Source organism: Methylocaldum gracile (genome assembly GCF_053646815.1).
Map to the genome: position 1 here is coordinate 1090414 of NZ_CM132196.1, position 26548 is coordinate 1116961.

General features: G+C 59.6%; 18 protein-coding genes and 1 pseudogene. 10 read left to right on the plus strand and 9 right to left on the minus strand.

Annotated elements, in window-relative coordinates:
* Positions 1 to 177 precede the first annotated feature (177 nt).
* Positions 178 to 2580, minus strand: a complete 2403-nt coding sequence (locus tag ACWJJK_RS04850) for a DNA translocase FtsK (protein ID WP_086133121.1) — start codon at positions 2578 to 2580, stop codon at positions 178 to 180.
* Positions 2581 to 2664: 84 nt separating this feature from the next.
* On the opposite strand from ACWJJK_RS04850, the gene trxB reads away from it, so the two are divergent.
* Together trxB and ACWJJK_RS04860 are read left to right on the plus strand one after the other, a co-directional pair.
* Positions 2665 to 3624, plus strand: coding sequence for a thioredoxin-disulfide reductase (trxB, locus tag ACWJJK_RS04855; protein WP_434130893.1), 960 nt, complete (start codon positions 2665 to 2667; stop codon positions 3622 to 3624).
* Between the two features lie 102 nt (positions 3625 to 3726).
* Positions 3727 to 3897 carry a rubredoxin gene (locus ACWJJK_RS04860; RefSeq protein WP_077729473.1) on the plus strand — a complete coding sequence of 57 codons (171 nt, stop codon included), beginning with the start codon at positions 3727 to 3729 and terminating at the stop codon, positions 3895 to 3897.
* A gap of 175 nt (positions 3898 to 4072) precedes the next feature.
* Here the strand turns inward: ACWJJK_RS04860 and ACWJJK_RS04865 are convergent, their stop codons facing one another.
* Both ACWJJK_RS04865 and ACWJJK_RS04870 read right to left on the minus strand, forming a co-directional pair.
* Entirely contained in the window at positions 4073 to 5752 is a 1680-nt protein-coding gene (locus tag ACWJJK_RS04865) for a GTPase (RefSeq protein WP_077729330.1), read from the minus strand.
* A 3-nt stretch (positions 5753 to 5755) separates the two neighbouring features.
* Positions 5756 to 7663, minus strand: coding sequence for a GTPase (locus ACWJJK_RS04870; protein ID WP_434130891.1), 1908 nt, complete (start codon positions 7661 to 7663; stop codon positions 5756 to 5758).
* A gap of 414 nt (positions 7664 to 8077) precedes the next feature.
* Here ACWJJK_RS04870 and ACWJJK_RS04875 point away from each other — a divergent pair, with 414 nt between their 5' ends.
* Positions 8078 to 9529: an alginate export family protein gene (locus tag ACWJJK_RS04875; protein WP_156880659.1), complete on the plus strand. Its 1452-nt coding sequence runs from the start codon at positions 8078 to 8080 to the stop codon at positions 9527 to 9529.
* Between the two features lie 262 nt (positions 9530 to 9791).
* Complete coding sequence (locus ACWJJK_RS04880) at positions 9792 to 12164, plus strand: tetratricopeptide repeat protein (protein ID WP_454128706.1); 2373 nt, start codon at positions 9792 to 9794, stop codon at positions 12162 to 12164.
* A gap of 268 nt (positions 12165 to 12432) precedes the next feature.
* Here the strand turns inward: ACWJJK_RS04880 and ACWJJK_RS04885 are convergent, their stop codons facing one another.
* Together ACWJJK_RS04885 and ACWJJK_RS04890 are read right to left on the minus strand one after the other, a co-directional pair.
* Positions 12433 to 13893, minus strand: a complete 1461-nt coding sequence (locus ACWJJK_RS04885; protein WP_077729479.1) for an arylsulfatase — start codon at positions 13891 to 13893, stop codon at positions 12433 to 12435.
* Positions 13894 to 14066: 173 nt separating this feature from the next.
* Positions 14067 to 15761, minus strand: coding sequence for a sulfatase-like hydrolase/transferase (locus ACWJJK_RS04890; protein ID WP_454128707.1), 1695 nt, complete (start codon positions 15759 to 15761; stop codon positions 14067 to 14069).
* Between the two features lie 287 nt (positions 15762 to 16048).
* Here ACWJJK_RS04890 and ACWJJK_RS04895 point away from each other — a divergent pair.
* From ACWJJK_RS04895 to ACWJJK_RS04910, 4 genes and pseudogenes are all read left to right on the plus strand, one after another.
* Positions 16049 to 18460: pseudogene (locus ACWJJK_RS04895) on the plus strand (arylsulfatase).
* A 185-nt stretch (positions 18461 to 18645) separates the two neighbouring features.
* Positions 18646 to 19476 carry a substrate-binding domain-containing protein gene (locus ACWJJK_RS04900; RefSeq protein WP_156880660.1) on the plus strand — a complete coding sequence of 277 codons (831 nt, stop codon included), beginning with the start codon at positions 18646 to 18648 and terminating at the stop codon, positions 19474 to 19476.
* 128 nt (positions 19477 to 19604) lie between these two features.
* Positions 19605 to 19856, plus strand: coding sequence for a GlsB/YeaQ/YmgE family stress response membrane protein (locus ACWJJK_RS04905; RefSeq protein WP_156880661.1), 252 nt, complete (start codon positions 19605 to 19607; stop codon positions 19854 to 19856).
* A gap of 220 nt (positions 19857 to 20076) precedes the next feature.
* Entirely contained in the window at positions 20077 to 20667 is a 591-nt protein-coding gene (locus tag ACWJJK_RS04910) for a hypothetical protein (RefSeq protein WP_156880662.1), read from the plus strand.
* A 250-nt stretch (positions 20668 to 20917) separates the two neighbouring features.
* On the opposite strand, the gene ACWJJK_RS04915 is transcribed toward ACWJJK_RS04910, so the two are convergent.
* Positions 20918 to 22345, minus strand: a complete 1428-nt coding sequence (locus ACWJJK_RS04915) for an amino acid permease (protein WP_240502442.1) — start codon at positions 22343 to 22345, stop codon at positions 20918 to 20920.
* Between the two features lie 417 nt (positions 22346 to 22762).
* The gene (locus ACWJJK_RS04920; RefSeq protein WP_077729339.1) at positions 22763 to 23212 is read right to left on the minus strand and encodes an SRPBCC family protein; all 450 of its coding nucleotides are present in this window, start codon (positions 23210 to 23212) and stop codon (positions 22763 to 22765) included.
* 687 nt (positions 23213 to 23899) lie between these two features.
* Here ACWJJK_RS04920 and ACWJJK_RS04925 point away from each other — a divergent pair.
* A complete protein-coding gene (locus ACWJJK_RS04925; RefSeq protein WP_280859364.1) occupies positions 23900 to 24274 on the plus strand; it encodes a GNAT family N-acetyltransferase in 375 nt (124 codons plus the stop codon).
* Between the two features lie 174 nt (positions 24275 to 24448).
* Positions 24449 to 24892: a UPF0158 family protein gene (locus ACWJJK_RS04930; RefSeq protein WP_156880664.1), complete on the plus strand. Its 444-nt coding sequence runs from the start codon at positions 24449 to 24451 to the stop codon at positions 24890 to 24892.
* Positions 24893 to 25035: 143 nt separating this feature from the next.
* Here the strand turns inward: ACWJJK_RS04930 and ACWJJK_RS04935 are convergent, their stop codons facing one another.
* Both ACWJJK_RS04935 and ACWJJK_RS04940 read right to left on the minus strand, forming a co-directional pair.
* Positions 25036 to 25314 (minus strand): hypothetical protein, encoded by a 279-nt coding sequence (locus ACWJJK_RS04935; RefSeq protein WP_156880665.1) that lies wholly within the window; start codon positions 25312 to 25314, stop codon positions 25036 to 25038.
* Positions 25315 to 25436: 122 nt separating this feature from the next.
* Positions 25437 to 26546, minus strand: a complete 1110-nt coding sequence (locus ACWJJK_RS04940) for a CgeB family protein (RefSeq protein ID WP_077729344.1) — start codon at positions 26544 to 26546, stop codon at positions 25437 to 25439.
* Positions 26547 to 26548: the final 2 nt, after the last annotated feature.

The following is a 26548-nucleotide window of genomic DNA, read 5'->3' on the forward strand; positions in this document are numbered from 1 at the left end:
CGACTCTGGAAAGTTCCTTTGGTGTTTCCGCGCGCCGTAACCCACCGGTTCCGCGGCCTTGCCCGGTGGGTTACGGCGCGCAGAGAATCCAGCAGCGACGGCATGGTTGATGGCTGCGCGCGCCTAACCCACCCTACATCTGATACATGCATCGGAACTCTGGCTTCGGCGAGGTGCTCAGACGTCGGGCGGCGGCGGAGCCAAAACCTCGCGGCTTCCGTTGGTTTCGGCGGGACCTACGACGCCGGCCTTCTCCATGTCCTCGATCATCCGGGCCGCGCGGTTGTAGCCCACCTTGAACCGGCGCTGGACGCTGGAGATGGACGCCTTGCGCGATTCGGTGACGAAGCGCACGGCTTCGTCGTACAGCGCATCCAGCTCTTCTCCGTCTCCGCCGCCGGGGGACTTTGCACCGGAAAAATCGCCGCCATCCTCGGAGAAGCGGGTAATCTCGTCGATGTAATTGGCGCGCCCGGTCCGTTTCAGGAACTCGACGACATTATGCACTTCCTGGTCGGACACGAAGGCGCCGTGCGCCCGCATCGGCAGTCCGGTGCCGGGAGGCAGGTAGAGCATGTCGCCGTTGCCGAGCAAGGCCTCGGCGCCGCCCTGGTCGATGATGGTGCGCGAATCGATGCGCGACGACACCTGGAAGGCGATACGGGTCGGGATGTTGGCCTTGATCAGGCCGGTGAGGACGTCCACGGAAGGCCGCTGGGTGGCCAGAATCAGATGCAGTCCGGCGGCGCGCGCCTTCTGCGCCAGGCGGGCGATCAGTTCCTCGACCTTCTTGCCCACGATCATCATCATGTCCGCCAGTTCGTCGATGACGATGACGACATAGGGCAGGGGCGTTAGGGTAGGGGGCTCTTCGCCCTCCAAGGCTTGGTCGGCGGACCACATGGGATCGCGAATCGGTTGACCGGATTCGATGGCCTCGGTGACCTTTTGATTGAACCCCGCGAGATTGCGGACGCCGAGCATGGACATCAGCTTGTATCGCCGCTCCATTTCCGCCACGCACCAGCGCAGGGCGTTGGCGGCTTCCTTCATGTCGGTCACCACCGGCGTCAATAGATGGGGAATGCCCTCGTACACCGAGAGTTCCAGCATCTTGGGATCGATCATGATCAGGCGGATCTCGTCCGGCCGTGCCTTGAACAGCATGCTGAGGATCATGACGTTGACGGCGACCGATTTGCCGGAGCCGGTGGTGCCGGCCACCAGAAGGTGAGGCATGCGGGCCAGATTCGCCACCACCGGCTGGCCGCTGATGTCCTTTCCGAGAACCAGGGTCAGGGGCGAGCCGGAGTGCTGGTAAGGTTCGGACGAAAGCACCGAATGGAGCAGTACGGTTTCGCGCTCCTCGTTGGGGATTTCGAGGCCGATCACGGATTTGCCGGGAATGATTTCCACCACCCGGACGCTGGTGACGGACAAGGCCCGCGCCAGGTCTTTCGCCAGTCCGCTGATCCGGCTCACCTTGACGCCGGCCGCCGGCTGGATTTCGAATCGCGTGATGACGGGGCCGGGATGGACCTCGGTGACCTGGACCTCCACGCCGAAATCCGCGAGGATCGTCTCCACCAGTTGGGACATTTCCTCCAGCGCCGCGTCGGAGTAGCCCCTGACCTTCGGAGCGACATTGTTGAGCAAATCGAGCGGAGGCAGTTCGCCCTCGTTCGGCAAAGGCGTGCTAACCGGCTTCGCAGCTTTTCGGAACCGGAACGGTTCCCTGGGTTCCTTGGGCTCTTTGGTGTCTTTGACTTCCGGGGGCTGAGGTTTGCGTTTGACCGTGGGCTCGATTCGCTTGGGCTTGACCTTATCTCTCGGTGCGTCGATCCGAGGCTCGCTTTCTTCGCGCTGCCGTTCCGGTCGGAATGTTCCGGCAAGCGCTCGGAACGCGGCGAAAAAGCCGTTGGCGACCATCAAGCCGCCTTTCCCCACCGCGTCCAGCAAGCCCAGCCAGGAAAGGCTGGTATAAAGCGATACGCCTGCCAGAAAAAACGAGATGAGCAATATGGTGGCGCCGGTCGTGCCGAACGCGCCGGTCAATAGTCCGGCCGCTTCCTGGCCCAGGATGCCGCCGCTGGTCACGGGAAGAGGAAACGGCAGACGCAGTACGTGAATATCGGCCAAAGCGGAGCCTGCCGCCATCGCGGTCCCGAAACCGAACCAGCGAAACAGGTAGTTCGCGGCGCCGGAGGGTTCTTTCGAGGCGGGGCCTTTGTAGATAGCGTAGCCGTAACCGGACAGCAAAAAAGGAAACAGGAAAGCCGGTATTCCGAACAGGGAAAGGGAGAAATCCGCGAGCCAGGCCCCGACCGCGCCGCCGCCGTTGGCGATGGGATGGCCCGTGCCGGTATGCGACCAGCCCGGATCACTCGAGTCGAAAGTCATCAGGGAGATCAGGAAAAACAACGAAATAGCCAGGTAAATCAAAAAGGCTGCTTCGCGCAGCCCTCTGACCAGTACCGAGCCCAGATCCTGACCGATCGTGAGCTTTTTGTAAAACTGCGACAAAATTCTCACCAAATCAAATAAATAAATGACCGGGGTATTGTTCAAAATCGGCGTCATTTAATCAAGAGCCGGGGTTTACGCCCCAAAAACTTATCGTCATACTTGGTATTTTGTTGTTGCGATAACCCAACCGAGGAGCACATGACCGAACAAAGACATTGCCGGTTGTTGATCTTGGGATCCGGTCCGGCTGGATACAGCGCCGCCATATATGCGGCGCGCGCCAATCTGAACCCGGTCCTCGTCACCGGCATCCAAATGGGCGGACAATTGACCACGACCACCGAGGTGGACAACTGGCCCGGCGACCCCGAGGGACTTCTAGGGCCCGACCTCATGGAGCGCATGCGCCGTCATGCCGAACGCTTCGAGACCGAAATCATCTTCGATCACATTCATACGGCCGATCTGTCGTCCAGGCCGTTCCGGCTGAGCGGCGATTCCGGCGTATATACTTGCGATGCCCTGATCATCGCCACCGGGGCATCCGCCCGCTATCTGGGCCTGCCGTCAGAGGAAGCGTTCAAGGGCAGAGGCGTATCGGCGTGTGCGACCTGCGACGGATTTTTCTATCGGAACAAGCCCGTGGCGGTCATCGGCGGCGGAAATACGGCGGTGGAAGAGGCCCTTTATCTCGCCAACATCGCATCCCACGTCACCGTCGTGCATCGGCGCGATAAGTTTAGATCGGAAAAGATTCTTTCGGAAAAACTGCTGGAACGTGCGCGATCCGGCAACGTGACCATCGAATGGAATCATGTGGTGGACGAAGTGCTGGGCGACGACTCGGGCGTCACCGGGTTGCGCATCAAGAGCGCACAGGACGGCTCGACCAAGGATTTGAGGCTGGATGGTGTCTTCGTCGCAATCGGCCATACGCCTAACACCGAAATATTCGCCGGGCAATTGGAGATGCGCGACGGTTACATCATCGTGAAGAGCGGACTCGAAGGCAATGCGACGGCGACCAGCGTACCGGGCGTATTCGCCGCCGGCGATGTAGCCGATCCCGTTTACCGCCAGGCGGTCACATCGGCCGGTTCGGGATGCATGGCGGCGCTGGATGCCGAGAAATACCTGGACGGTATCGGAGGCGGCTGATCGCCGTCTCGCTTAACTCTTGAAAAAAATGCGAGCGGCCGGACACGTCGGCTGCCCGCAGGATTGCTCGAATAAGAAGATCAATTAATGGAGCCGTTATCCATGTCCCAATATCGAAAGTTCATTTGTTCCGCTTGCGGTTATGTTTACGACGAGGAACTGGGCGATCCCGATTCCGGTATCGCGCCCGGCACGCGTTGGGAAGACATTCCGGACGATTGGGTATGTCCCGAATGCGGGGTGGACAAAAGTTACTTCGATGCCATGGAGTAAGCCGGGCGAACTCGGGCACTTCGTCGGCAAAGGACTGTCGACCTACGAGTTAGCTGTAGTAGGTCGGGAATCCTTTCCCGACATGACGAGGCGGGAAACATGACGGGTCGTCGGCAACGGATTGCCGACCTACAACCTTCCCGATCCACACTGCTAAACCTTGATGAACAACGTTCTAGCCGACGGTCTTCTGGCGCTTTCGGACGGACGCCGGGAGAACCCGTTCCAGCAGTTTCGAACCCTGAACGGCTTCGGGAGCTTGGGTTGGCGATGAAAGGCTGGCGATCCGGCGGCCTTCTTCCATCAAGGCCTGACGTTCTTGCTCCATCTCCCGGAGCAGTTCCGTCACCCTATCGCCGCTCAGATCCAAAGCCAGTCCGATGCCGTCTCGCAGTCCCTTGATCGCGGTGCGTTCGGCCGAGGGCTTCAGCTTTCGATAAAGAAAATAGGGCAGCAGCCAGGACAGGGCGATGAGCAATACGCTGTGTATCGCGAAATCGGTTCCCAGATAGCCCAGGTGGTAAAGCGCGCTTTCGTAATAGCCTTTGACGACTTGGTAGGAAACCCATCCGATCGCGATCAGCGGTAGGAAAACCGTCAGGAAGCCGGAAAGTTTCAGGAAGAAACGTTGCAGCGCGTTTCCCGGATTGGCCAATGCCAGCCGCAGCGACCGCTGCCCCTCCGAGAGAACGGTGCGGCCCACTCCGCCCGCCAACTGGTCCAGCCGCGTCTTGAGCGGGACCACGGCAAGTCCCCGTTCGCCGGCTTCGACGATCAAATGATCCAGCGCGTCCCGATACCGACTTTCCGCCCAGTCATCCCACAAGATCGATTCGGGCGGCGCTTTTTCGGATCGGGGTTTCTCGTCGGGAGATTTGGTCAAATCGATGCGCCGGCGGAGCAAGCTGGTTTCATGGGTGACGAACGCGCGGGAGACCTCTTGGATCGGCCATTCCAAGCCCTTCATCAAATCATCGTGCATTTCCTGCCAGATCCCGGACCAATTCGGTTCTAGGCCGGCGTAACCGTCGCGGTTGCCGAGTTTTTCGAGACAATCGTGCAAAGCGTCCCGAAGCGCATCGAGGCGCAAGGTTTCCGCCCGCATCTCCAGCTGATGGATGACATGGCGGTCGGCCATGTCCTGGAGGATGGCCTGCAAAGTCTCGAAATCGTCGGGTTTTCGCTCTCCTTCGATTTCGCGGCTGTCGGTTCGGAGCAAGATGGGATTCCTGAAACCGGCCTTGGTCAGCAGTTTAGCGAAATCTTCGATCTGAGCGGGGTGGCCGTGGTCCCACTGGTTCATGACGAACAGCCAGGCGTGCTCGCCGCCGTGGGCCTGCAGCAGGCGCCAGCCTTTATCGTCGCGATAGCGCTCGGGGCTGACCACGTAAATCAAAACATCGATGTGAGGCAGCCAGTCCAGCACGAGTTCCCGGTTGCTCTGTTCGATGCTGTCGATGTCGGGCATGTCGATCCAGAGGATTTGCCGGCGCCGGTCATCGTGGTGATAGGCCGTGCGCACCCGGTCGATGGGAAAGTTCTTCGGGAGGTGTTGGATTTTCACCGAATCGTGGAGATAAAGGGACACCTCCCTAGAAGTAGGGCGCTCGACGCCGGTTCGGGCGATACCCTGGCCGGCAAGCCGGTTCAGCAGGGTGCTCTTGCCGACGCCGGTCCCGCCGAAAAAAGCCGCAACCAAGGGGCGGTGTGCGCCGGCTTCGAACAGGGCCGCCGGCGTTCCGATGTCCACTTCGTTTAGGGCGTGGATGTCCCCTGACGTGAGCCATCCTTCGGCTTGGGCTTTTTCCGCCCAGCCCTTTGCAGTCATCAGCAGTTGTTCGAAGGGTATTTGCATGGCTTAAACCAGTTGCGCTTCGGCCGACTCGATGGCCTCGGGGGAAATGTTGAACTGACGGGAGGTGTCCATCTGCCCCGGTAGACCGTTCAAATAGGCATGAACGGTTCTGTCGAATAATGCTTCCACGGCTTTGAACTGCTTCTGCTTGAGGTCGGCCGCCGCTTTGCTCATGTAACGCCCCAGCGCGCTCTCGGCGAGCATGGTCGTCAGCGAGAGCATGGCCGGTGCGATGATGAAATCCTGCACGCCGATGCCGCCGGTATGCAGGGCCACGGCCAGTGCTGCAGCGTCGGTGGTGACGCGGGTGGCCCTGAGGCCATTCAAGACTGCGGGATGTTCCCGCAGGCGATCGTACAGACTGTGCGCGGTTTTCTCGATCTCCGGTTGAAACGCCCGAATATATTGGTCGACAGCCAATTCGTAGCGGTTCGTCAGGACCGGTCTCGTGGTTCTGAGCAGTCCTGCCATCTCTTTCCACCAGGCTTGCCGGGACGGATCGTCGTCGCGTTTCAGAAGAATGGTTTCGCTGATGCGTATGAACAGGTGTTCGGCGGCTTGGTGCAGGATCGCAGCCTCGCCGCTGATGCTCTGCTGGCGGCGGCCGCCGACGGCCTGGCCGAGTTTTACGATCTGCCGCACCGGCCAGGTCACGATCTTGCGTGCCGTGAGCAGCGTGCCCGCGAGGCCTGGAATTTCCAGCAGCGTCAGGAGTTCTGCCAGCGCTCGCTGGAATGTCTCGTAATGGTGGGGATGGTTGAGATAATCCCGCTTGTAAAGATTCAGGCTGTCGCGGACGGCCTCATCGACCAAGCTGTGCCATTCGGTCTTGAGGCTGTGCTCGGCCTTGACCGGCGCCAGCCAGTCGCGCCAATGAACCTGGACAAAATGCTTCGCATTCTTCGCGTGCCGCTCGCGACGGACTTCCCGGATCGCCCGATCTACGGCGCCGAGAAGTTGTGTGCGCTCGCTGTGCAGCAGGGCAAAGTCGTCGACCTGAATGTTTTCCAGATAAGGGACGGTAATGATGGGCGGAGGCGGGTCCCGCCGGGCGTTTCGCCACTTCTCTTGGAGCGATCCGACCAAAGTCTGGTAGGACGTTTTCTCGATTTTATTCAAGCAGATCACGGTCGGCTGAGACAACGGCTCCAATAGATCGATCAGTTCCCAGACCGACAAGTCGGCGTACTTGTCCTTGCTCAATATTAGCAAGACCACGTCGGCCAAGGCCGCCACGCGCAGGACGGCTTGCCGGTACTCTTCGGCATCGACGGAATCGAAATCCGGCGTATCCCAGAGTACGGACCCGCTCAAGGCATGACGCGCATCGGCTGCGGTCTCCAGTAGCGCGAAGCAGTCGTAGCGGTCGGACGGAAGCACATCCCGAGGGCAGCGCTGGTATTGCCGGAAATAGCCGTCGATCCATTCCACGCGGTCGGGCGGGAGATTGATGCAAAACCCCTGCGGATGAACGGTAAAACCGGCGAGCGGACTGACTTCGGCAAGCTTCTTCTCGAGCAGCCAGTTGATGACCGAGCTTTTTCCCGCTTGCGTGGGGCCTAAAACGGCAATCTGTAGCGGATGATCCTTCCTCGACCGATTCAATTCTCCCTTTTCCAGTACCGCCTCGCCGAAGCTTATGGATTGCAAGTTTCTTCGCAATTCGAGGAAGCGTGCCTCATCGTCCGGCGGGACGTGCTTCGAGACACTTTCATAGCTCTGCTTCAAGCGGCGGATAAAGGAAAGCATGGTCTGGGGAGCTAAAGAGACATCCACGTTGCTGAAAGGCAGATTGTACACGATGGCATTGCGCACGCGCTGGTCCTGAAATTGGAAGGCGCTACCTTCCCGATTGCTGGAGGACATGGGCTGTGTCAGGAAATTGTAGTTCTGTTGGTGAAAGCGTTGCATGTCCACACTATTTTGGCCGAGGAAAACTGTAAGAGTTCGGCTGGTTTCGCGTGGAGACGCATCTCTAAGAAGCTGTCTTCAAACTACTGCGCGCCGCCATGCCGGCGTTGCTCAAGGGCTCAAAATGCTGATGAAAAACATCCCTGTTTTTCACTCACCACATCCCTGGGGCTCGCCCTGCGGGCCAGCCTAACGGCTGTTCCCTCCGCGGGTCCCGTGGCTTCGGGTCGCCCTTTCGCGCCTTGGCCTGACGTCGCTCGTGACGTTTGAAGACCGCTTCTAAGCATTCGATTTTACACGTTATTTCGGCGCTGCTCCGATGTTGGTCGTATTGCATCTTTATGTTGTAATTTCATAACAAATTTTGTGCTGGGGCCATTCGTGAAGAGAAGCATAAAAATAGCATGCGGCGTTGTGCTGATCGCAGCATCCCTTCAAGGTCAGGCTGCCGTCGATCAAAAAGAGGAGAAGCCGAAGACGGGCGGTCGTCCGCCGTTCAGTTGCTTCGGCAGCCAAATGAACGATTATTTGGCCGGTGTGGTGCCGGCGCGCCCCGCTCATAATGCGCACGATATGTTGGGTTTGCCGGGCTGGTTGAACTTCAGCATAGAGCATCGCACCCGCTATGAAGTACTGGACGGACAATTCCGCGCCGGAGCCTCGGGCGGCGACCAGCAGATTCCTATGCAAACTTGTGTGTTTCTGGAGGCGAATTTCGAGCCTTTCAGAATCGGCGCAGAATTTTTGGATGCACGGGAATACGGGGCCGACGAAGGCTCGACGCTCAATAACACCCATGTCAACGAAGCGGACTTTTTACAGATCTACGGCGCCTGGTCCGACGAGGACGTGCTGGATTCGGGACTCGGAATGGAAGTCAAGGCGGGACGGCAGACCATGAATTTGGGCAGCCGCCGTCTGGTCGCCCGCAACGTTTTCCGCAATACCATCAATGCCTTTACCGGCGTGACGTTCCGATTGAGGGATGGCGAGGGGAAATGGCAACTGCGCGCTTTCGCCACTCAGCCGGTCAACCGGCTACCCACCAGCCAGGCCGATCTGCTGGAGGGGGTACACGAATTCGACGAGGAAGAATACCGTACCTATTTCTCCGGCCTGTTCTTCGAGGCCTCCGACTTGATTTGGGGCATCAACGGTGAGGCCTACTTATTCCACTTGCACGAAGAGGACCGGCCCAACGGCGCCACCACCAACCGCCGTTTGTTCACGCCCGGCGTGCGCTTAATCAGGCCGCCGCGAAAAGGACAATGGGACATGCAGGTGGAGACCATCGCCCAGGTCGGCGAATCTCGGGCGACGACCGGCCGCAACGACACGCGGGATCTGTCCCATGAAGCCTGGTATCAACACGCCTCCTTGGGCTATACCTTCGATATGCCCTGGTCGCCCCGGTTCTTAGCCCAGTACGACTACGCCACGGGCGATGAAAATCCCAACGACGGCAAGAACCAGCGTTTCGACACGCTATACGGGGCGCGCAGGTTCGAGTTCGGTCCCACCGGGATTTTCGGCGCCTTCGCCCGCAGCAATATCAATTCGCCCGGTTACCGGCTTTTCGTCAATCCGCGCAGCGATTTGTCGGCGTTCGTGTCCCACCGGATGTTCTGGCTCGCATCGGACAAGGATCAATGGACGCCGGCGAGACTACAGGATAGAACCGGCCGCTCCGGCGATTTCATCGGCCATCTGGTGGAAGTCTCGGCGCGCTGGGATGCGTTTTCCAACGTGTCGTTCGAATCCGGCTGGGCGCGCCTGATCAAAGGCGAATTTGCGAAAGATGCTCCGAACGCGCCGGATCCAAAGGACGTGGATTACTTTTACGTACAAACTTTGCTGCGGTTCTAATCCGACGCGTTTGTCGGCTACGGATTGTTTAGCTACGACATCGTATTCGGGTCTATCTCTCGGTCCATGGAAGCCTTGTGCGGAGCGCCCCCCGCTCTAAAATCATTGGTGCGGCGGTCTAACTGACCGTTAAGGAACGGCAATCATAGTGGAGCAAGGAATGCGAAAACGGAGCGACAAACACCGATCAGGCCGGAATGGCCAATCCCACCGAACCCAGTCCCCCGGTCGAACGGTCAAGAACGGATCTTTGATATCCCCAATGAAACCGCGACGCGCGATGTTTCTGCGGGCGCTGGCCGTCGCTGGCACAGTCGCGGTGATCGGCATTGCGCTTTGGCAGGGACGGCCCGAGCAAACCGTTCCGGAACGCTCGAGGAAAACCGTGGAGAAGGCCGTTGCGCCGGCGCCGACTTACGTCGGGGAACAGGTCTGCGCGGATTGCCATCAGGAAGAGAATCGGCTCTGGCGGGGCTCTCATCACGAGCTGGCCATGCGTCCCGCCAGCGAAGAGACGGTTGCCGGCGACTTCGACAATGCCTCGTTCACCTATGCCGGGGCGACTACCATCTTTTTTCGCCGCGATGGCCGCTTCATGGTTCGCACCGACGGACCCGACGGGCAGCTTTGCGACTATGAAATCCGGTACACCTTCGGCGCGACGCCGCTGCAGCAATATCTGATTCCGCTGCCGGGCGGCCGCCTGCAGGCATTAGGGATCGCCTGGGACACCCGGCCCAAGGCGGAAGGCGGGCAGCGCTGGTTTCACCTCTACCCGGATCAGAACGTGACCCATAGCCATCCGCTGCACTGGACCGGCCTAAACCAGAACTGGAACTACATGTGCGCGGAGTGCCATTCGACGAACGTGAAGAAGAATTACGAGCTCAAGGCGCGGCACTATTCGACCACGTTCTCGGAAGTCAACGTGTCTTGCGAAGCCTGTCACGGCCCCGGTTCGAATCACGTCGCGTGGGCAAAGAAGGAAGGCGACGGACAGCACCACGACGATGGGAGCAAGGGTTTGGTCATTGCGCTCAACGAGCGCAAGTCCGTTCAATGGATGCCGAATCCGGAAAGCGGCAATGCCGTGCGCTCGGCGCCGCGTCGGTCTACGCGGGAAATCGAAATGTGCGCTCGCTGCCATTCGCGGCGTGGTCCGATTTCCGAAGACTATGGTCATGGTCGTCCGCTGGGCGACACCCATCGGTTGGCGCTGCTGGAGGACGGTCTTTATTACCCGGATGGGCAGATGCGCGACGAGGTGTATGTCTACGGCTCGTTTCTGCAGAGCAAGATGTTTCGGCACGGTGTGACCTGTAGCGATTGTCACGAGCCGCACAGCCTTGGGTTGCGTGCTCCCGAGGGCGAGGTGTGTCTCCAGTGCCATGAGGCTGGGAAGTACGAAAGCCCCAAGCACCATTTTCATCCGCTGAATTCCCGCGGCGCGGACTGCATCGAATGCCATATGCCGGCGACGACCTACATGATCGTCGATCCGCGACACGATCATGGCTTTCGCGTGCCGCGGCCGGATCTGTCCGTCAAATTGGGAACGCCGAACGCCTGCAACCGATGCCATGCAGACCATTCGCCCGCTTGGGCGGCGAAGCGGGTAGAGCAGTGGTACGGGCATACGCCCGAGGGCTATCAGCGATATGCCGAAATACTGCACGACGGTTCCACGGGAGCGCCCGGCGTGGTCGAGCGCTTGCTCGGCCTCGCCGAGGATAAAAGTCAGCCGGCGATCGCCAGGGCGAGTGCGCTGGCTCGCCTGGACCGTGTTCCGAATCCTCGCTCCCTCTCGGTAATCGGCAGGCAGTTGCGCGACGACGACCCGCTGGTTCGCGAGGCGGCGGCCGGTGCGTTGGAAGGCGCGGAACCACAAACCCGTTTCCGGTTTCTGGCAGATTTACTCCGGGACCGGGTCCGCGCTGTGCGCATCGAGGCGGCACGGGTGCTGGCCGATGTTCCGGCGGAACACCTGATGTCCGAACAGCGGACTGCGTTGACTCGGGGTATCGCCGAATACATGGCGGCACAGCGGCTCAATGCGGATCGTCCTGAAGCGCACCTCAATCTCGCGCAGGTGCATGCGGCCCAGCGCCGGTTCGATCGGGCCGAGGCGGCCTTGCGCACCGCTCTGGAGCTGGACCCGGGCTTCGTGCCGGCATCGGTCAACCTGGCGGATCTTTATCGCGCGCTGGGCCGCGATACGGAGGGGGAATCGGTGTTGCGGGAGGCGTTGCGACGCAGTCCCGAAAGCGCCGCCCTGCACCATGCGGTCGGATTGCTGCGGGTGCGCCAGAAGCGCATGTCCGAAGCCTTGGCGGAGTTGAAACTGGCGGTTAGCTTCGACCGCGGCAACGCCCGCTATGCCTACGTCTATGGCGTAGCCCTGAACGGCGTCGGGCAGGCGCAAAAGGCCATTGCGATGCTTCAGAGCGCACTCCGGCAACACCCTTTCGATCGGGATTTGCTTTTTGCGCTCGCGAGCATCTACCGAGACAACGGGCAGCCGCACAAAGCGCTCTCCTACGCGCGGACTCTCGCCGAATTGGAACCCGAGAATCCGGAGAGGGCAGCCCTGGTAGCGGAGCTCCAAGAACAGGGGCGGCGCAAGTCGAGGGATTGAGCGGTGGCTTGTTTTTACACACTTTAGGAATATATCGCGAGACGCTTCCGTCGGCAAAGGATTGCCGACCTACGCCGCTGGTGGAGGTGTTGCGAAAACAGGTTCAACCAAAGCCGAGCGATTGATCTGCGGCCTGTGACTACACACTTGGAAAATGTTTAGTGTTGTCGTCGGCAAGGGATTGCCGACCTACAATCGCTGAGTAGGTCGGCAATCCCTTGCCGACAAATGCGCCTCTTCGTGCGCATTCGAGGCCCTCTCAGCCGAATTACCTCGATACTCCCCCCAAGGCGCATGAGGGAGGCGGTTTGTAGGAGTCCAGGGAGCCCACCGGCACGTTCGGACACTGTTCGACGCTGCGTCGGAAATCGGTCGTGATGGTGTTCGCATAAAAGATCCAGGTGTTGTAGGGCTCGGCGGCCTGCCGCTCTTCCCGCGGATCGCGGGTCAGGTCGACTACCTTCGGCGCGGTCGAGAAGCGCTCGACCGGACTGTATTTCGTCTCCTGCCAGGCGTAGTGGATTTTCCAGTTCCGCCACTTCACCGCCCTCAGGTCGTCGCCCACATAGATCACGAAACCCTCGCGGCCGGAGTCTTCCCGTTTTCCCAGAAAGAAATCGGCCATGTCGATGCCGTCGATGGGGCGGTCATCGGGAACCTTGGCTCCGGCGAACGCCGCCAGCGTCGGGAAGATATCCACCAGGTGCACGATCGCGTTGTTGACGGCGCCGGCAGGCACTTTGCCCGGCCAACGCATGATGAAGGGCACCCGTATGCCGCCCTCCATCGCCGTGACGTAGGTGCCGGCCCAAGGTCCGCTCCAGCCGCTGAATTGGCCGTCTCCGGCATCGGGGTCCTCCACCCCGTTATCGGAGGCGAAGATCACCACCGTGTCGTCCTCGACGCCGAGTTCGGTGAGGGCATCGAGCATTCGGCCGACGTAGTGGTCGGTCTGCACCAGCATGTCCGCATAGTCGCCGTGGCCGCTCTTTCCCGCGAAGTCGGGATGCGGGAGAGTGGGATAATGGGTCGCCGTGAGCGGCACATACGCGAAGAACGGCTTTCCGCTTCTGACGTTGCGTTTCATGAAATCGATCGCCCGCCGGGTGAGTTCGGCGTCGATCAGCCGGCGCTCGTTCAGATCGTAGAGCTTGACCCGCTGAGGCTCGCTTCCCTTGCGGCCCTCCATGATCCAGGGCTGGTCGGCTTCCGGAACCTGGGCGTCCGCCGGGACCGAATACTCCTGAAGCACTTCAGGCGTCGTCCAGACGGCTTCGTCGGTACTGTTGGGGATGCCGTACCATTCGTCGAACCCCTGATCGGTCGGCCAGCGTCCGGGCGTGCGGCCGAGGTGCCACTTGCCGAAGGCGCCGGTGGCGTATCCGGCGTCGGACAGCGCCTCGGCAAGAGTCACCTCCCATGGCACGAGGCCGTAGAAGGAAGTCCCGATCGGCACGTTCTGCGCGCCGCTGCGGACGGCGAGCCGCCCGGTCATCAGCGCCGCGCGGCTCGGCGTGCACTGGGCCTCGGCGTTGAAATTCTCGAGCCGCATGCCTTCCGCGGCGAGCTGGTCGATCCGCGGAGACGGCGCCCCGCGCAGCGCTCCGCCGCCATAAGCGCCCCAGTCCCCCCAGCCGGTGTTATCGGTGAGAATCAGCAGAACGTTCGGCTGGGCGGCCTGTGCCTCCGCGCAGATGAGGGGCTGGAGCAGAGCAAGGCAAAACGCCATCAGCAGCGGTCGCCTTGTGAGTGGAAACGTGTGGCGTTCAATCATTCGATGCCTCTTATCGGTCGTAGGGCGGCGCCGTTCATCCCCTCGAGAGTGTGGCCGCGACGCCGCCCGTATCGGGAAAAGACCGATCCCGCCGCATTGTGGCGGGACGCTTCACTATCGAGCCACCTTCAGAAGCCTATCTTGATGTTGGGCGGGTACTTTTCCAGGACGGCTTCGTAGCGTTCGGCTTCCTGGCTTATCACCGTCGTGACGGGGAGGTGCCTGATGCCTTCGCCGACATCTTCGCCCGGGTTGGTGTAGAGATTGACGACCGCGCCTCCGGGGATCGTTTCGACGATGGCACCGGTGAACCCGCCCGTATAGCCCCGGTCGAAGACCGCCTGCTCGAGCTCGACGACCATATACATTTTGAATTCATCGAGGCGAATCGCGGACATTTGATCACCGAGGGTATAGATGATACTGCGGCGATTCGATTCGCCCTCGTCGGCCAGCAGGAACGAGGTCTGGTCGATGCCGTCGATATAGTACCCGGTCGCGGGCACGTACTTGGCCACCTCGGCGCCGGGCGCTCCGGCCAGAGATGCCGCGGTGTTGAAGAGGTCGGTCAGATCGAACAAGCCGTCCGAGATTCTGGGCTTGATCACCCCTTTCCAGTAGGCGAAAGTCGGTACCCGTACGCCGCCTTCCCAGGTCGAGCCCTTGCAGCCGCGGAACGGGGTGCGGCCGTGGGGCGGCACTTCGCATTCGGGTCCGTTGTCGGAGCTCAGGATAATCAGCGTGTTTTCGATTTGCCCACTGTCCTCCAGGGCCTTGTACAAGCGGGCCAAAATATCGTCCATTTCCACCATGCAGTCGCTGTAGACGGTGCGCGCCGGGGACTTGCCCGCGTACTCCTCGTTGGGATAGTTGTCGAAGTGACAGCCTCGGGGCGCATGATAGAGGAACCAGGGCTGGTCGTTGTCGGCTCTATCCCGGATGAATTTTTCGCTGTAGGCGGCCCAGTCCTGATCCAGGTTCTTGATCGTCGTCAGGTTGATCTCGTAGGTGTTTTCGCACTGTTTCTGACCCTTCACGCAGTGCACGTTGTTGCGGTTGAAGGGCAGTTTTTCCATCATCTCGGTCCGCGAAGGACTCAGGGCGATTTCCGGGTTGAAGTACACGTCCCGCCACTCTGTGTACATGTCCGACACCGACAGGAAGCCGTAATAGTCGTCGTAACCCACATTTTGAGGCAGGGACCCTTCGTTCTCGCCCATGTGCCACTTGCCCACGCCCTGGGTGAAATAACCCAAATCGTCGAGCACGTCGGCGATAGTCACCGCCCCGTCCAGTCCGCCGGGTTCGGCGTACAGGGCCGGCCGCAAGAGCCCGTGGTGCAGGGGGTTCTGACCGGTATGAATGCTCGCTCGGGTCGGGGTGCAACTCGGCGTCGAATAGGCCGAGGTCAGGATCAGACCTTCCCGGGCCAGCTTGTCCATGTTCGGGGTGGGGTTGCCGACCGCGGTGCCGCCGCCGTTGAACCCTGGGTCCATCCAGCCCACGTCGTCCATCAGGAAAATAAGGATATTCGGCTTCTTACCGAATTTCTGTTCCAGTTCGTCGAGCTTCTGCCGGGCTTCCCGCTCCTGGTCGGCGTGCGGGATCACCGGTTCCATGTTTTCCGCGATGCTTTCCGCCTGAACGTGAAGGTATTGGTTGGGATGGTCGTACCCCGGGGCGTCGGTTTGGCCCGTGGTCGATCCGCGGGTAATGTCTGCGGCAGTCGCAGCCCCGGCAGTCAGCATCACGCTCGCCGCGAACGCGCATGTCAGCACGATCGAGTTGCCGCCGCTGGGACGTGGTGGTTTCCTACCGTACATGCTGTGCCTCCTTGTCGGCGTGTCATGCTCGTTCGACTCTCTCGCCGCTCAAGAACGATCGAGAGCCAGCCGACGATGCGCAAGATAACGCCTATTTGACAAGGGACGCGGACAACGATTCACATTTGAATCACGTTGTCGAACTTCGAAGGCGAAATCATCCTTGAGAGGAACGCACAGGATCGTTCTTCCGAGGCAATTCCTGTCTAATTGAGGAAGGAAAGGAAGCGAAACCACGAAAGGAGATCGAAATGGACGCACCCCGTTTTCAGAAGCGGCGCTTGGGCATGTTCCCCTGGTTGCCGTTCAGGGTGATCATACTGCTGGCGTTCTCGCTTGCCGCCGCATGGGCAGAGGGCCCGCGCGGCACGGTGCTGCCCGCGCCGGAGCCTGCCTTCAAGGGCAAGATCGGACGCACTTACAAGGACTCTCAGCCGGACAAGATTCCGGTTGTCAAAGCGCCGGCCGGTGCTCCGAACGTCCTGGTGGTTTTGATCGACGATTCCGGGTTCGGCCAGTGGGGCACCTTCGGCGGGCAGATTCCGACGCCCAATCTCGACCGGCTGGCGAAGGCCGGGCTAAGCTACACGCGTTTCCACACCACGGCTCTCTGTTCGCCCACCCGCGCGGCTCTTCTGACCGGACGCAATCACCACTCGGTCGGTACCGGCACGATCACGGAGACCGGCACCGCCTATCCCGGCTACACCGGCCAGATTCCCAAGAGCGCCGCGATGGTCTCCGAGATTCTGCGCCAGAACGGCTATAGCACCGCGTTCTTCGGCAAGAACCACAATGTCCCGGACTGGGAGACCAGCGTATCGGGCCCCTATGACCGCTGGCCGGGACTGCAAGGCTTCGATCATTTTTACGGCTTCCTCGGCTGAGAGGCCAACCAGTGGGCGCCGGCGCTCTACCGCGACCATCAGCGGGTGGAGATGCAGGTTCCGAAGGGCCGAGAAGGGCGCTACACGCTCAACGACGCGCTGGCGGACGAGGCCATCGACTACATCTTTCAGCAACAGTCGGTCACGCCCGACCGGCCGTTCTTCGTCTATTACGCTCCGGGCGCGACGCACGCCCCACATCATGTGCCGAAGGAGTGGCTCGACAAGTTCAAGGGACAGTTCGACCAGGGCTGGGACAAGTACCGCGAAGAGACCTATCAGCGCCAGCTCAAGCTGGGCGTGATCCCGCCGGATACCAAGCTCACACCCAGGCCGAAGGAAATACCGGCCTACGACTCGCTGACGCCCGACCAGAAGCGGGTGGCCGCGCGGCTGATGGAAGCCTTCGCGGCCTACACCGCCCAGACCGACTACGAGGTGGGCCGCGTGCTCGACGCCATCGAGCAGGTCGGCCAGTTGCACAATACCGTCGTCTTCTGGATCATCGGCGATAACGGCGCCTCCATGGAAGGCACTCTCTACGGCGCTTTCAACGAAATGGCGGCCATCGGCGGTTTATCCGAAGATCCGGCTTTGCTGGTGCAGCACCTGGACGAAATCGGCGGGCCCAACGCTTACAACCATTACCCGGTGGGCTGGGCCTGGGCGATGAACACGCCGTTTCAATGGGGCAAGCAGGTCGCCTCGCACCTGGGCGGCGTACGCAATCCGATGGTGGTTGCCTGGCCGGATCGCATCAAGGACAAAGGCGGCATTCGCACGCAATTCCACCACGTCATCGACATCGTGCCGACCATTTTGGAAGCGGCCAAGATCCCGATACCCACGGAGGTGAACGGCGTCAAGCAGAAGCCGATGGAAGGCGTCAGCATGCTGTACGGCTTCGATAATGCGAACGCAAAAGGCACGCGGCAGGTACAGTATTTCGAAATGTTCGGCAACCGGGCGCTGTACAGGAACGGCTGGATCGCCGCCGCCCGTCACGGCCGGCTGCCGTGGACCACCGGGACCTTCGATTTCGACGAGGATCAATGGGAACTTTACGACCTGGATCGCGATTTCAGCGAAGCCGACGATCTGGCCGCGAAACATCCCGACAAGCTCAAGAAGCTTCAGGACGAGTTTTGGGTGCAAGCCAAGAAGTTCCAGGTTCTCCCACTGGACGATCGCTTGACCGAGCGTACCGATCCCGGCTTGCGGCCCAGCCTGATCGAGGGACGGACACGGTTCACCTACTACCCGGGCGGTGTGCGCATTCCGGAAGGCTCGGCCGCTCCGGTCAAGAACCGCTCGCACATCATTACGGCAGAGATAGAAGTGCCCCAGGGCGGAGCGGACGGCGTACTCGTTGCCGAGGGCGGCGTGGTGGGAGGCTTCGCCCTCTACGTCAAGCACGGACGGCCGGTTTACGAGTACAACTACGTCACCCAGGCCCGTTACAGCGTAACCGGCTCGGAGCCGCTGTCTCCGGGACCGAATACCATACGCATGGAGTTCCGCTACGACGGTGGCGGCATAGGCAAGGGCGGCACGGCGGCGCTTTTCGTCAACGACAAGAAGGCCGGCGAAGGCCGGATCGAACATACCACCTGGGGACGTTTTTCCGCCGACGAAACCTTCGACATCGGCGAAGACTCGGGATCTCCGGTAAGCGCCGCCTACGCTTCGCCCAATCGGTTCACCGGCACCTTGAAGAAGGTGGAAATCGATGTTCAGCCCGCGAACCTGAGCGCCGACGATCGGGAAAGACTCCGAAGCATGGCGTCAAAGGCGAGGCAAGTCATGGACTAAGGGCCGGGGAAGGCGGGTCTTGCGATACCCACCCTCGGGGAACGTCATTTGGTCGTTTCAGGCTGGGCGATATTCGTCTGACTTTTGCGTTTTCGCGATGATGAGCAAAAATAGCCGGGACGTGGATGGTGCTCGTCCATGAATTTACCTACGTTTCCGATCGGTTCTTCAAAAAAGGATTCAACATGCTAAGAAATCGTCTTGTTGTTCTCGGCCTGATCGCCTCGGTTGTTTTTACCCCCCTGGCCCTGGCCGAACAGGTGCTGAAAATGGCGACCACGACGAGTACCGAGAACACGGGGCTCTTGCCGGTGCTTAATGCGCCGTTCGAGAAAAAGCACAAGGCCAGGATAGACGTGATCGCCGTAGGCAGCGGCAAGGCGATGAAACTGGGCGAAAGCGGCGATGTCGACATCGTCTTCGTGCACGACCCCGATGCGGAAGAGAAATTCATGGCGGCGGGACACGGTGTCGACCGCAAGCCCGTGATGCACAACGACTTTGTCGTCGTCGGCCCGGAAACGGATCCCGCCGGTGTCAGGAGCGCAAAGACCGCGGCCGAAGCTTTCAGGAAAATCGCCGAGGCCAAGGCGGGCTTCGTTTCCCGCGGCGACGAATCGGGAACGCATGTCAAGGAAAAGACTCTTTGGCAGAAGGCGGGGCTGCGGCCGGAAGGCGAATGGTATCTGTCGGTAGGGCAGGGCATGGGAGCCGTGCTGCGCATGGCCGACGATAAGGCCGATTACACGCTGACCGACCGGGGAACCTTTCTCGCGGACAAGGACAAATTGACCGTGAAGCTTCTATTCGAGGGAGATCCGGCGCTGTTCAATCCCTATCATGTCATGGCCGTAAATCCGAAGAAGCATAAACACGTGAATTACGAGCTGGCCAAGAAATATATCGACTACGTCACGGGCACGGAGGGGCAAAAAACCATTGCCGACTTCAAAGTCGCCGATCAGCCGTTGTTTTATCCGGATGCGATTCCGAACGCCGAAAAATCGAAGAAATAGTTCGGAGGAACCAAAACCCTGAAAATGTGCCCAATTTAGAGGATTGTCCGAATCCGGATACCGATATCGCGGGAACAGTTGCGCCACTGATGTTCCTGATTTTGTTATCGTAACAGGGAGATATCGATATGTTGCTTTGGATTATTTTCGGCGGGATCGCCGGCTGGGTAGCAAGCCTGATCGTCGGTCGGGGAGACGAGATGGGAATGCTGGGTAATATCGCCGTGGGTATTATAGGCGCCTTTCTCGGCGGCTGGATTGCCGACCGTTTGGGATTCGGAGGAAAGCCGGGTGTGGAGCGTCCGACATCTTTGATAAGCTTCGCGACAGCGGTGCTCGGTGCCGTTATTTTTTTAGCCATTCTCAATGCCTTGATTTAGTGCGGAGTTCCGGAGAATCCGGTGTGTCTTGCCCGCCGATCGTAGGCGGTGGAGTTCTCCAGGACCATGTCGTTTTGGGGCGAGTACGAGAAACGGCTAAGGCGATCGCTGCAACCGGAAGTCTTGATGGTTCCGAAGGCGGTGTAAACCGCTGAGCGAGGCAAAGGCCTCATGCCCGAATAGAGAGGCAGACTCGCATAGATTTTCGCGGGGGATGATAGTGAACAATTGGTCAGTGAAGGCTTTGGGGGGATTTCTCGTCATATGGGCGTTTTCCTGCCCGGCCACGGCCCAGAAGTTCGGTCCGGAGCCGGACGTTGACGAAGGATTCGAAGAAGTGGAATCGGCCACCCTCAATGACGTCGATCTTGAATTCAGCGAGGACGAGCGGGTGAGGCTGAAGGAGCTGAGAGCATGGCTGCATCAGCGTAGTCGCGAAAGAGCGCGAGCCGCGGCGTTAAGTTCCGGAGACGTGGATGAAGCAAGCCGATTTGATTCGAGTGCCACATACCGAACGGTGCGCCCGCCGCAGCTCCTGCACGATGCACGAAACTGGCAAGGCCGGCCCAAGCTGCATATCGGTCGGGTACCCGACGATCGAGTGCGCGGCAGCTACGAGCCTCTCGATCCGAAAACCATCGTTTCTCCACGGCGGCAACCGACTCTAGACCCGGCCTCCGGGCGTCAAGCCGGCACTGCGGCGCCGCTGGTAACCAAGGCCAAAAAAAGCCGCGTCAGGCTGGTCTGGACCGCCGATGTGGCCCGGCACAAATCCGATTCATCCCCATCCTCCTCCAACGGCCGCCGCTGACATTGGCGCAGTTCTCGATCGGACCGGCTTGTCTATCTCTGGCTATGGCAGGCTAGAGCATTTTCCGATTCGGTGTCAGAGAGCCCGATAGGTAGGTCGGCAATCCCTTCCCAATCGCAAACGGCCGTCCTGGGAGCGCCAGGACGCCCCTTCCCACAAAGTCCTTTGCCGAGCCGATAAGTCGGCAAGGGATTGCCGACCTACGTTCTTCCCGCCCGACACGAAGCCGTACACCGGGATGAAAAACGCTCTAGATCTCGCTAGTCTGCGCTTCGTCCGCTTTCGCGAGCTTGCTGTGGCGTACCGAGTAGACGAAATAGACGATCAGCCCGATACCGAGCCAGATTATGAACCGGTACCAGGTGGTTGTCGGAAGAAAAACCATCAGTGCTCCGCACGAGAGGACGCCGAGTATCGGGAGCACGGGGTTGGCCGGCGCCTTGAAAGGACGGTGCATGCCGGGGTCGGTGATGCGGAGAATCATGACGCCGAGGCAGACGAGTACGAATGCGAACAGCGTACCGATGTTAACCAGTTCGGCAAGCTCGCTCAGCGGCACGAAACCCGCTACGGATGCGATCAGAAAGCCGCACAGGATGATGACTCTCACCGGCGTTTGGGTTTTCCGGTTGACGGTCGAAAACCACGGAGACAGGAGACCGTCGCGGGCCATCGCGAAAATGATCCGGGTGAGCGCGTAATAGAGCACAAGCATGACCGTGGTCAGCCCGGCAATGACGCCAGTCGCCACCAGTGCGGATGCCCAGTTCAAACCCAACAGCTGGAGCGCATGGGCCACGGGAGAGGACACGTTGAGTTCCGTGTAGGGAACGACCGCGGTCAGCAGGCCGGCGACCAGGATATAGACCAAGGTACAGAAAGCCAGCGCCGTCACGATGCCGACCGGCACGTCCTTTTTCGGGTTGCGCGCTTCTTCGGTGGCGGTCGAGACGGCATCGAATCCGACATAGGCGAAGAAAACGATGGACGCTCCCGCGAAAATGCCGATAGGTTTGCCCTCGGCCGTGTGGTCGAACCAGCCGAAAGGCATGAAGGGCTGCCAGTTGGCCGGATCGACGTTGAACAGCGCGACCGAGACGAATATGCCTATGGTCAGCAGCTTGATGAAAACCATCAGCGAATTGAGCCGGGCGCTTTCCTTGACCCCGATGATCAGCAGGATCATGAGAATCAGCACGATGCCGGCCGCCGGAAGATTGATGATGCCGCCCAGCTCCGGCGCATGGGTCAGGTAATCGGGCAGCGGCAAACCGATGGCGGTCAAGGCGTTATTGAAATAGCCGGACCAGCCGTTGGCCACGGCGGCTACCGATAGCCCGTATTCCAAGATCAGGTCCCAGCCGATGATCCAGGCTGTCAGCTCGCCGAACGCTGCATAGCTGTATCCGTAGGCGCTGCCGCATCCGCCGACGCTCGAGGCCAGCTCGGCATAGGCCAGCGCGGCGAAGGTGCAGGCGAGCCCAGCGATCACGAAGGAAATGATGACCGCGGGCCCCGCCTGAGTCGCGGCGGCAATGCCGGTTAGTACGAAGATTCCGGTACCGATGATGGCGCCGATGCCGAGGAGAGTCAGATCCATCGCTCCGAGGCAGCGTCTCAGTCCACTGTCCTGGAAGTCGTCCGTGGTGGTTCTTTTGGTGCGGAAAATCTGCATCATCGAATTCTCGCGGGCTGGTTTTATTAAAGGAATTATGCCTGATAAATTCGACCGATGACGATTTCTGCCGTCCAGCGAGCGGGAGATCTCGATTGGAGCGGAGGGCCGCCCCGCACGCGGTTGTCGTGGCCAAACCTGTCGTTGATCGACAATCCCTTGCCGACAAATGCGTCCGTTCGCCGGGAACGGCCAAGCATTCTCGCCCCGCCCTCCCCAAACTCCTTATTCGGCCAAACAGGAGGGCGAATTGGGGAGGACGTAGCGAGAGGGGACAAAGCGGGTTTGGAATGGGGAGCGCTTCATCTCGGCTTGCTTGGACTGCGCTCCTTTGGTTTTCAGTCGAAAGGCGATGGCCGATCGGGACTTGAACGATGACGCGGCAAGCCGTGTTCCGCAGCCATCTCTCGGAGCCTCGCTTTAGTGGATTTCACCGCGCCAGGCGCCGGTTTCGTGTCCCCGTGACTCGAGAAAGTCCCTGAAGTTCTCCAGGTCCTCTTCCACGTTGGAAGACACCATTCCGAGCATATCGCCGACCTTCTCCATCGTGGTCTCGGGCTGATATTCGATATCCACGCTGACACGGGTGCGGTCGCCGCCCACCGGCTCGAAACTCACGATCCCGTGGTTCTCCGGTCCGGCCGTGGTACGCCATGCGATGCGCTGATCCGGTACCTGCTCGACGATTTCGGTGTCCCATTCCTTGTGTTTTCCGCCGATCTCGGCATGCCAATGCACATGGCTATCGTCGATCTGGCGCACCTCCACGATGTTCTCCATGAAACTGGGAAAATCCTCGAACTGGGTCCACTGGTTATACGCAACTCTTACCGGCACGTTGACCTCTATGGATTTGTGCACGCTTGCCATTTCACACTCCTTCGGATCTGGTCTATTCGGTTTGTCCGGAATGCACCGGTCGAACGATGCATGGGTTCAATAAGTCGTTACCGATGGTGCCCAAAACGCCGCAATCGCCGCCGTTCGATCACTCATCAGCTCAAAAATTAGACACCGGGCGATTGGCACGGTTCGAAAGGAATCCAGAAGCCAAGGGCGGCGTATGCCCGGATCACATCCGTGTGTTTTGGATACCGGCATCCAGAACAAAGATCTGCAATTCGGTCCGACGCCATCCTTGGCCTCTTCGGCCAGTTTTCCACAGAACGCCGAATCTTCGGGAAAACCGCTTCGGTCATCGCGTATCAGTCTTATCAGGCCGAGTTCGTAAGCTTTTTCTGACTTGACGCGGGCAACAAGAACAATTCAGCATTCCGGCGCTTAACAGGATGGCGAAAAACTCTGACTGGTGCGCCGGGCGTCAACGGCGTGACCATATGAATGCCCGTCCGGCTTACCTGAAACAGTCCGTAGGGCGGGTTAGGCGATAGCCGTAACCCGCCTTGCCGCGGAATCGGCGGCTATCGCCTAACCCGCCCTACGAGCTGACCCATTCACGATTGGGCTGTGTGGCATAAGCGGTGAACAATGGATTACGAACTTAGACCTGCTACTTCTGATGACTACGCATACTGTTACCGTCTCACCAAGAGGAACATGCATGATTTATTCTGTAAACACTGGGGAGGCTGGGTTTCAACCGAGTTCCGTAACGGATTCGTCGTTGAGAACATAACCATGGTGATCATTGCCGGTAAACGAGCTGGTTACCTCAGCGTAATCAAAGAACCCACATCGATTTACATCGACAACATCCAGTTATCCCCTGCCCGGCAGGGCCAAGGTATTGGCACAAAGCTCTTGAACCGTCTACTTGCTACTTATTCAAAGGTCAGCATTCGTCTTACGACCTTTGAAGACAATCCGGCCAAAAGGCTGTATGAGCGAATGGGGTTTGTCGTCGTAGAAAGAAATGGCATGACAGTTAAGATGGAAAAACAGCCTAACGAGGCGGTGCACCGGAGCTGCTAACGCGGCCCGATTACCGGTGACGTTAGCAAAACGGCCCACGCTTTGGTTATTCGCTTTGATTTTTTTACGCAAAATGACGAAGTTCACTTAGCTGAACCAAGCCGAAGTTAAAACAACAAAAGCTTGACCCAGTCACCAAGCGCCGATTGTTCGGCACATGAGGCCACGTACCATATGTCCATCGCAAAGCTCAGATACTCAGATCTCCTTGATGCCTTCGAATTCGTGAGTTCCGGCGCGCCCTTTGACAGCAGGGCCTTCATTGATCGGGACACCGGAACGATTCACTATTTGTCACCCGAGTTCGACTTCGAAGAAGAAGTTCCCGACGATCTCGAAACATCAGACAGGTACGTCGAAGTTCCTCACAAGCACGATCTGGACTTGGGGCATAACCTGGTATTGTCATTCGTAGAGCAAGAACTCCCCGGCGAATACGAAACCGTTTCCGAGTTTTTTCGAAAGAAAGGCGCTTACGGTCGCTTCAAAGATTTCTTGAATAGCCGAAACCAGCTTGAACGCTGGTACGAATACGAATCCCGCGAGACTGAAAAGGCGTTGCGCCTTTGGTGCGACGAAAACGCCGTTGAGCTCACCGATGATTCATCTGTGGCCTAACCTCTCGGTCAACCGGGCCGTCTGCTGGTTGCGCTTGCAGGTTCCCGCCGCCTTATCGGCTGCTGCCCGGTCCGGGATTCCAATTCCGCACGGTGCGGCCGGCGACAAAGGAAGGTATTTTCTTCCGTCTTACGGGTCGACGATCAGTCGCGCCGCACCAGCTTGAAAAAACGGCTTACCTCTCCGCTCTGGGTTCTTTCCTGATAAAGAAAAGCCAGCTTTTGCTCTTCGAACTTGTCGAAGAACGCCTCCCAGGAGATCCGCTCCAGCGTTTCACCGCCTTCGGTGAACCGGATGCGCAGGATGCCTGCCTCGTCGCCTTTGCCGGCGGTACCCTTAACGGTGGCGGGCCAGCCTCCCCGTTCTTCCACCCAGCGGCGAATCTCCTCGTGATTCGTCGTTTTTTTCGATTCGTGCGACATGACGACACCTCCTGGCATTGATCATTCGGTAATGAAGCCTTGCGGCGAGAACATTTTTTAGTTCGGTGTAGGGTGTGACGGTTTCGTATGCCGCCCGTTCCTGCACCCTAGTAAAAAACGTTCTAACCGTAGCTATGAATGATGCGGGGTCTAGGGAATCCCCCGCGTGCCCGGCGCACATGGTTTTCCAACTCTATGGCCCGATGAATCGAGGTATGGGCCGAAAGCACCTTGGCACGCGCCCGCTCGCCGATGCGGGTCCGTTCGGCATCCGAGGTCTCCTGGAGATGACGCAGAACGTCCTCGGCGCGTTCGGCCACCAGAATTTCTTCACCGATCTTGAAGAAGCTGTTGAGACCTTGCCAACGATCCGAGATGACCGGCGTCCCGCAGGCGGCGGCTTCGAACAGGCGCACGCTGGGCGAGTATCCGGCGCGCACCATCTCGTGGCGGGTGACGTTCAGCGTGAAACGCTGCGAGGTATAGAAGCGCCGGTGAGCGGCGGGCGGCAAGTGTTCGATGCGGTGAACGTTCGGAGGCCAGGCTATCGTTTCCGGGTATTGCGCTCCGACGATCGCAAATCGCCCCTGTGCCCACTGACGCGCGGGTTTCAGCAGCAATTCCTCGACCGCCGGCTGCCGGTCTTCGCTGTAAGTGCCCATGTAGCCGAGGTCGTACTCGATGGGGCCGAAGTCTGAAGAATGTAGATCCGGGTCTACCGAGCAGTAGAGCGGTTCCACCCGTTGAGCGCGGTACGAGCGTTTGAGCCAGGACAGGAGCGGACCGCCGGTGAAGGATAGATAAAGCTCGTAGCGGGGGATTAGATCCGGGTGCAGATATTCACAATCGCCGTGCACCAGTTTAGCCAGCGTGATCGGCGTATCGATGTCGTAGAAAGCGGTAAGGCCGCGCGCCGTGGCGATCACCCATTGTCCGACCTCGACGCCGTCCGGAACGTACGAGCCGACGATGACCAGATCGGCTTGCGCCACCTCGTCGGTGAACCGATCTTTCAGTTCGTCAAGATCGGCATAAAGGCGGGTCGTGCCGTAAGGCGGGTTGGGCAGGTCGCGGTTTTTCGCATACCAGGGCTGGTCGCGTTCCAGAAACAGTACGCTATGGCCGCGCGCGCTCAAGCCGTGTACCAGCGCCCGATAAGTCGTGGCGTGGCCATTGCCCCAGGATGACGTAATCGAGAGTCCCAGTATGACGATGTTCAATGGCTCGGACATGA

What these genes read in the sequence shown, in the direction of transcription:
- ACWJJK_RS04850 (WP_086133121.1), bottom strand. Translation starts at nt 2,580, where the DNA reads ATGACGCCGATTTTGAACAATACCCCGGTCATTTATTTATTTGATTTG.
- trxB (WP_434130893.1), top strand. Translation starts at nt 2,665, where the DNA reads ATGACCGAACAAAGACATTGCCGGTTGTTGATCTTGGGATCCGGTCCG.
- ACWJJK_RS04860 (WP_077729473.1), top strand. Translation starts at nt 3,727, where the DNA reads ATGTCCCAATATCGAAAGTTCATTTGTTCCGCTTGCGGTTATGTTTAC.
- ACWJJK_RS04865 (WP_077729330.1), bottom strand. Translation starts at nt 5,752, where the DNA reads ATGCAAATACCCTTCGAACAACTGCTGATGACTGCAAAGGGCTGGGCG.
- ACWJJK_RS04870 (WP_434130891.1), bottom strand. Translation starts at nt 7,663, where the DNA reads ATGCAACGCTTTCACCAACAGAACTACAATTTCCTGACACAGCCCATG.
- ACWJJK_RS04880 (WP_454128706.1), top strand. Translation starts at nt 9,792, where the DNA reads ATGAAACCGCGACGCGCGATGTTTCTGCGGGCGCTGGCCGTCGCTGGC.
- ACWJJK_RS04885 (WP_077729479.1), bottom strand. Translation starts at nt 13,893, where the DNA reads ATGGCGTTTTGCCTTGCTCTGCTCCAGCCCCTCATCTGCGCGGAGGCA.
- ACWJJK_RS04890 (WP_454128707.1), bottom strand. Translation starts at nt 15,761, where the DNA reads ATGTACGGTAGGAAACCACCACGTCCCAGCGGCGGCAACTCGATCGTG.
- ACWJJK_RS04900 (WP_156880660.1), top strand. Translation starts at nt 18,646, where the DNA reads ATGCTAAGAAATCGTCTTGTTGTTCTCGGCCTGATCGCCTCGGTTGTT.
- ACWJJK_RS04905 (WP_156880661.1), top strand. Translation starts at nt 19,605, where the DNA reads ATGTTGCTTTGGATTATTTTCGGCGGGATCGCCGGCTGGGTAGCAAGC.
- ACWJJK_RS04915 (WP_240502442.1), bottom strand. Translation starts at nt 22,345, where the DNA reads ATGATGCAGATTTTCCGCACCAAAAGAACCACCACGGACGACTTCCAG.
- ACWJJK_RS04920 (WP_077729339.1), bottom strand. Translation starts at nt 23,212, where the DNA reads ATGGCAAGCGTGCACAAATCCATAGAGGTCAACGTGCCGGTAAGAGTT.
- ACWJJK_RS04925 (WP_280859364.1), top strand. Translation starts at nt 23,900, where the DNA reads ATGCATGATTTATTCTGTAAACACTGGGGAGGCTGGGTTTCAACCGAG.
- ACWJJK_RS04930 (WP_156880664.1), top strand. Translation starts at nt 24,449, where the DNA reads ATGTCCATCGCAAAGCTCAGATACTCAGATCTCCTTGATGCCTTCGAA.
- ACWJJK_RS04935 (WP_156880665.1), bottom strand. Translation starts at nt 25,314, where the DNA reads ATGTCGCACGAATCGAAAAAAACGACGAATCACGAGGAGATTCGCCGC.
- ACWJJK_RS04940 (WP_077729344.1), bottom strand. Translation starts at nt 26,546, where the DNA reads ATGTCCGAGCCATTGAACATCGTCATACTGGGACTCTCGATTACGTCA.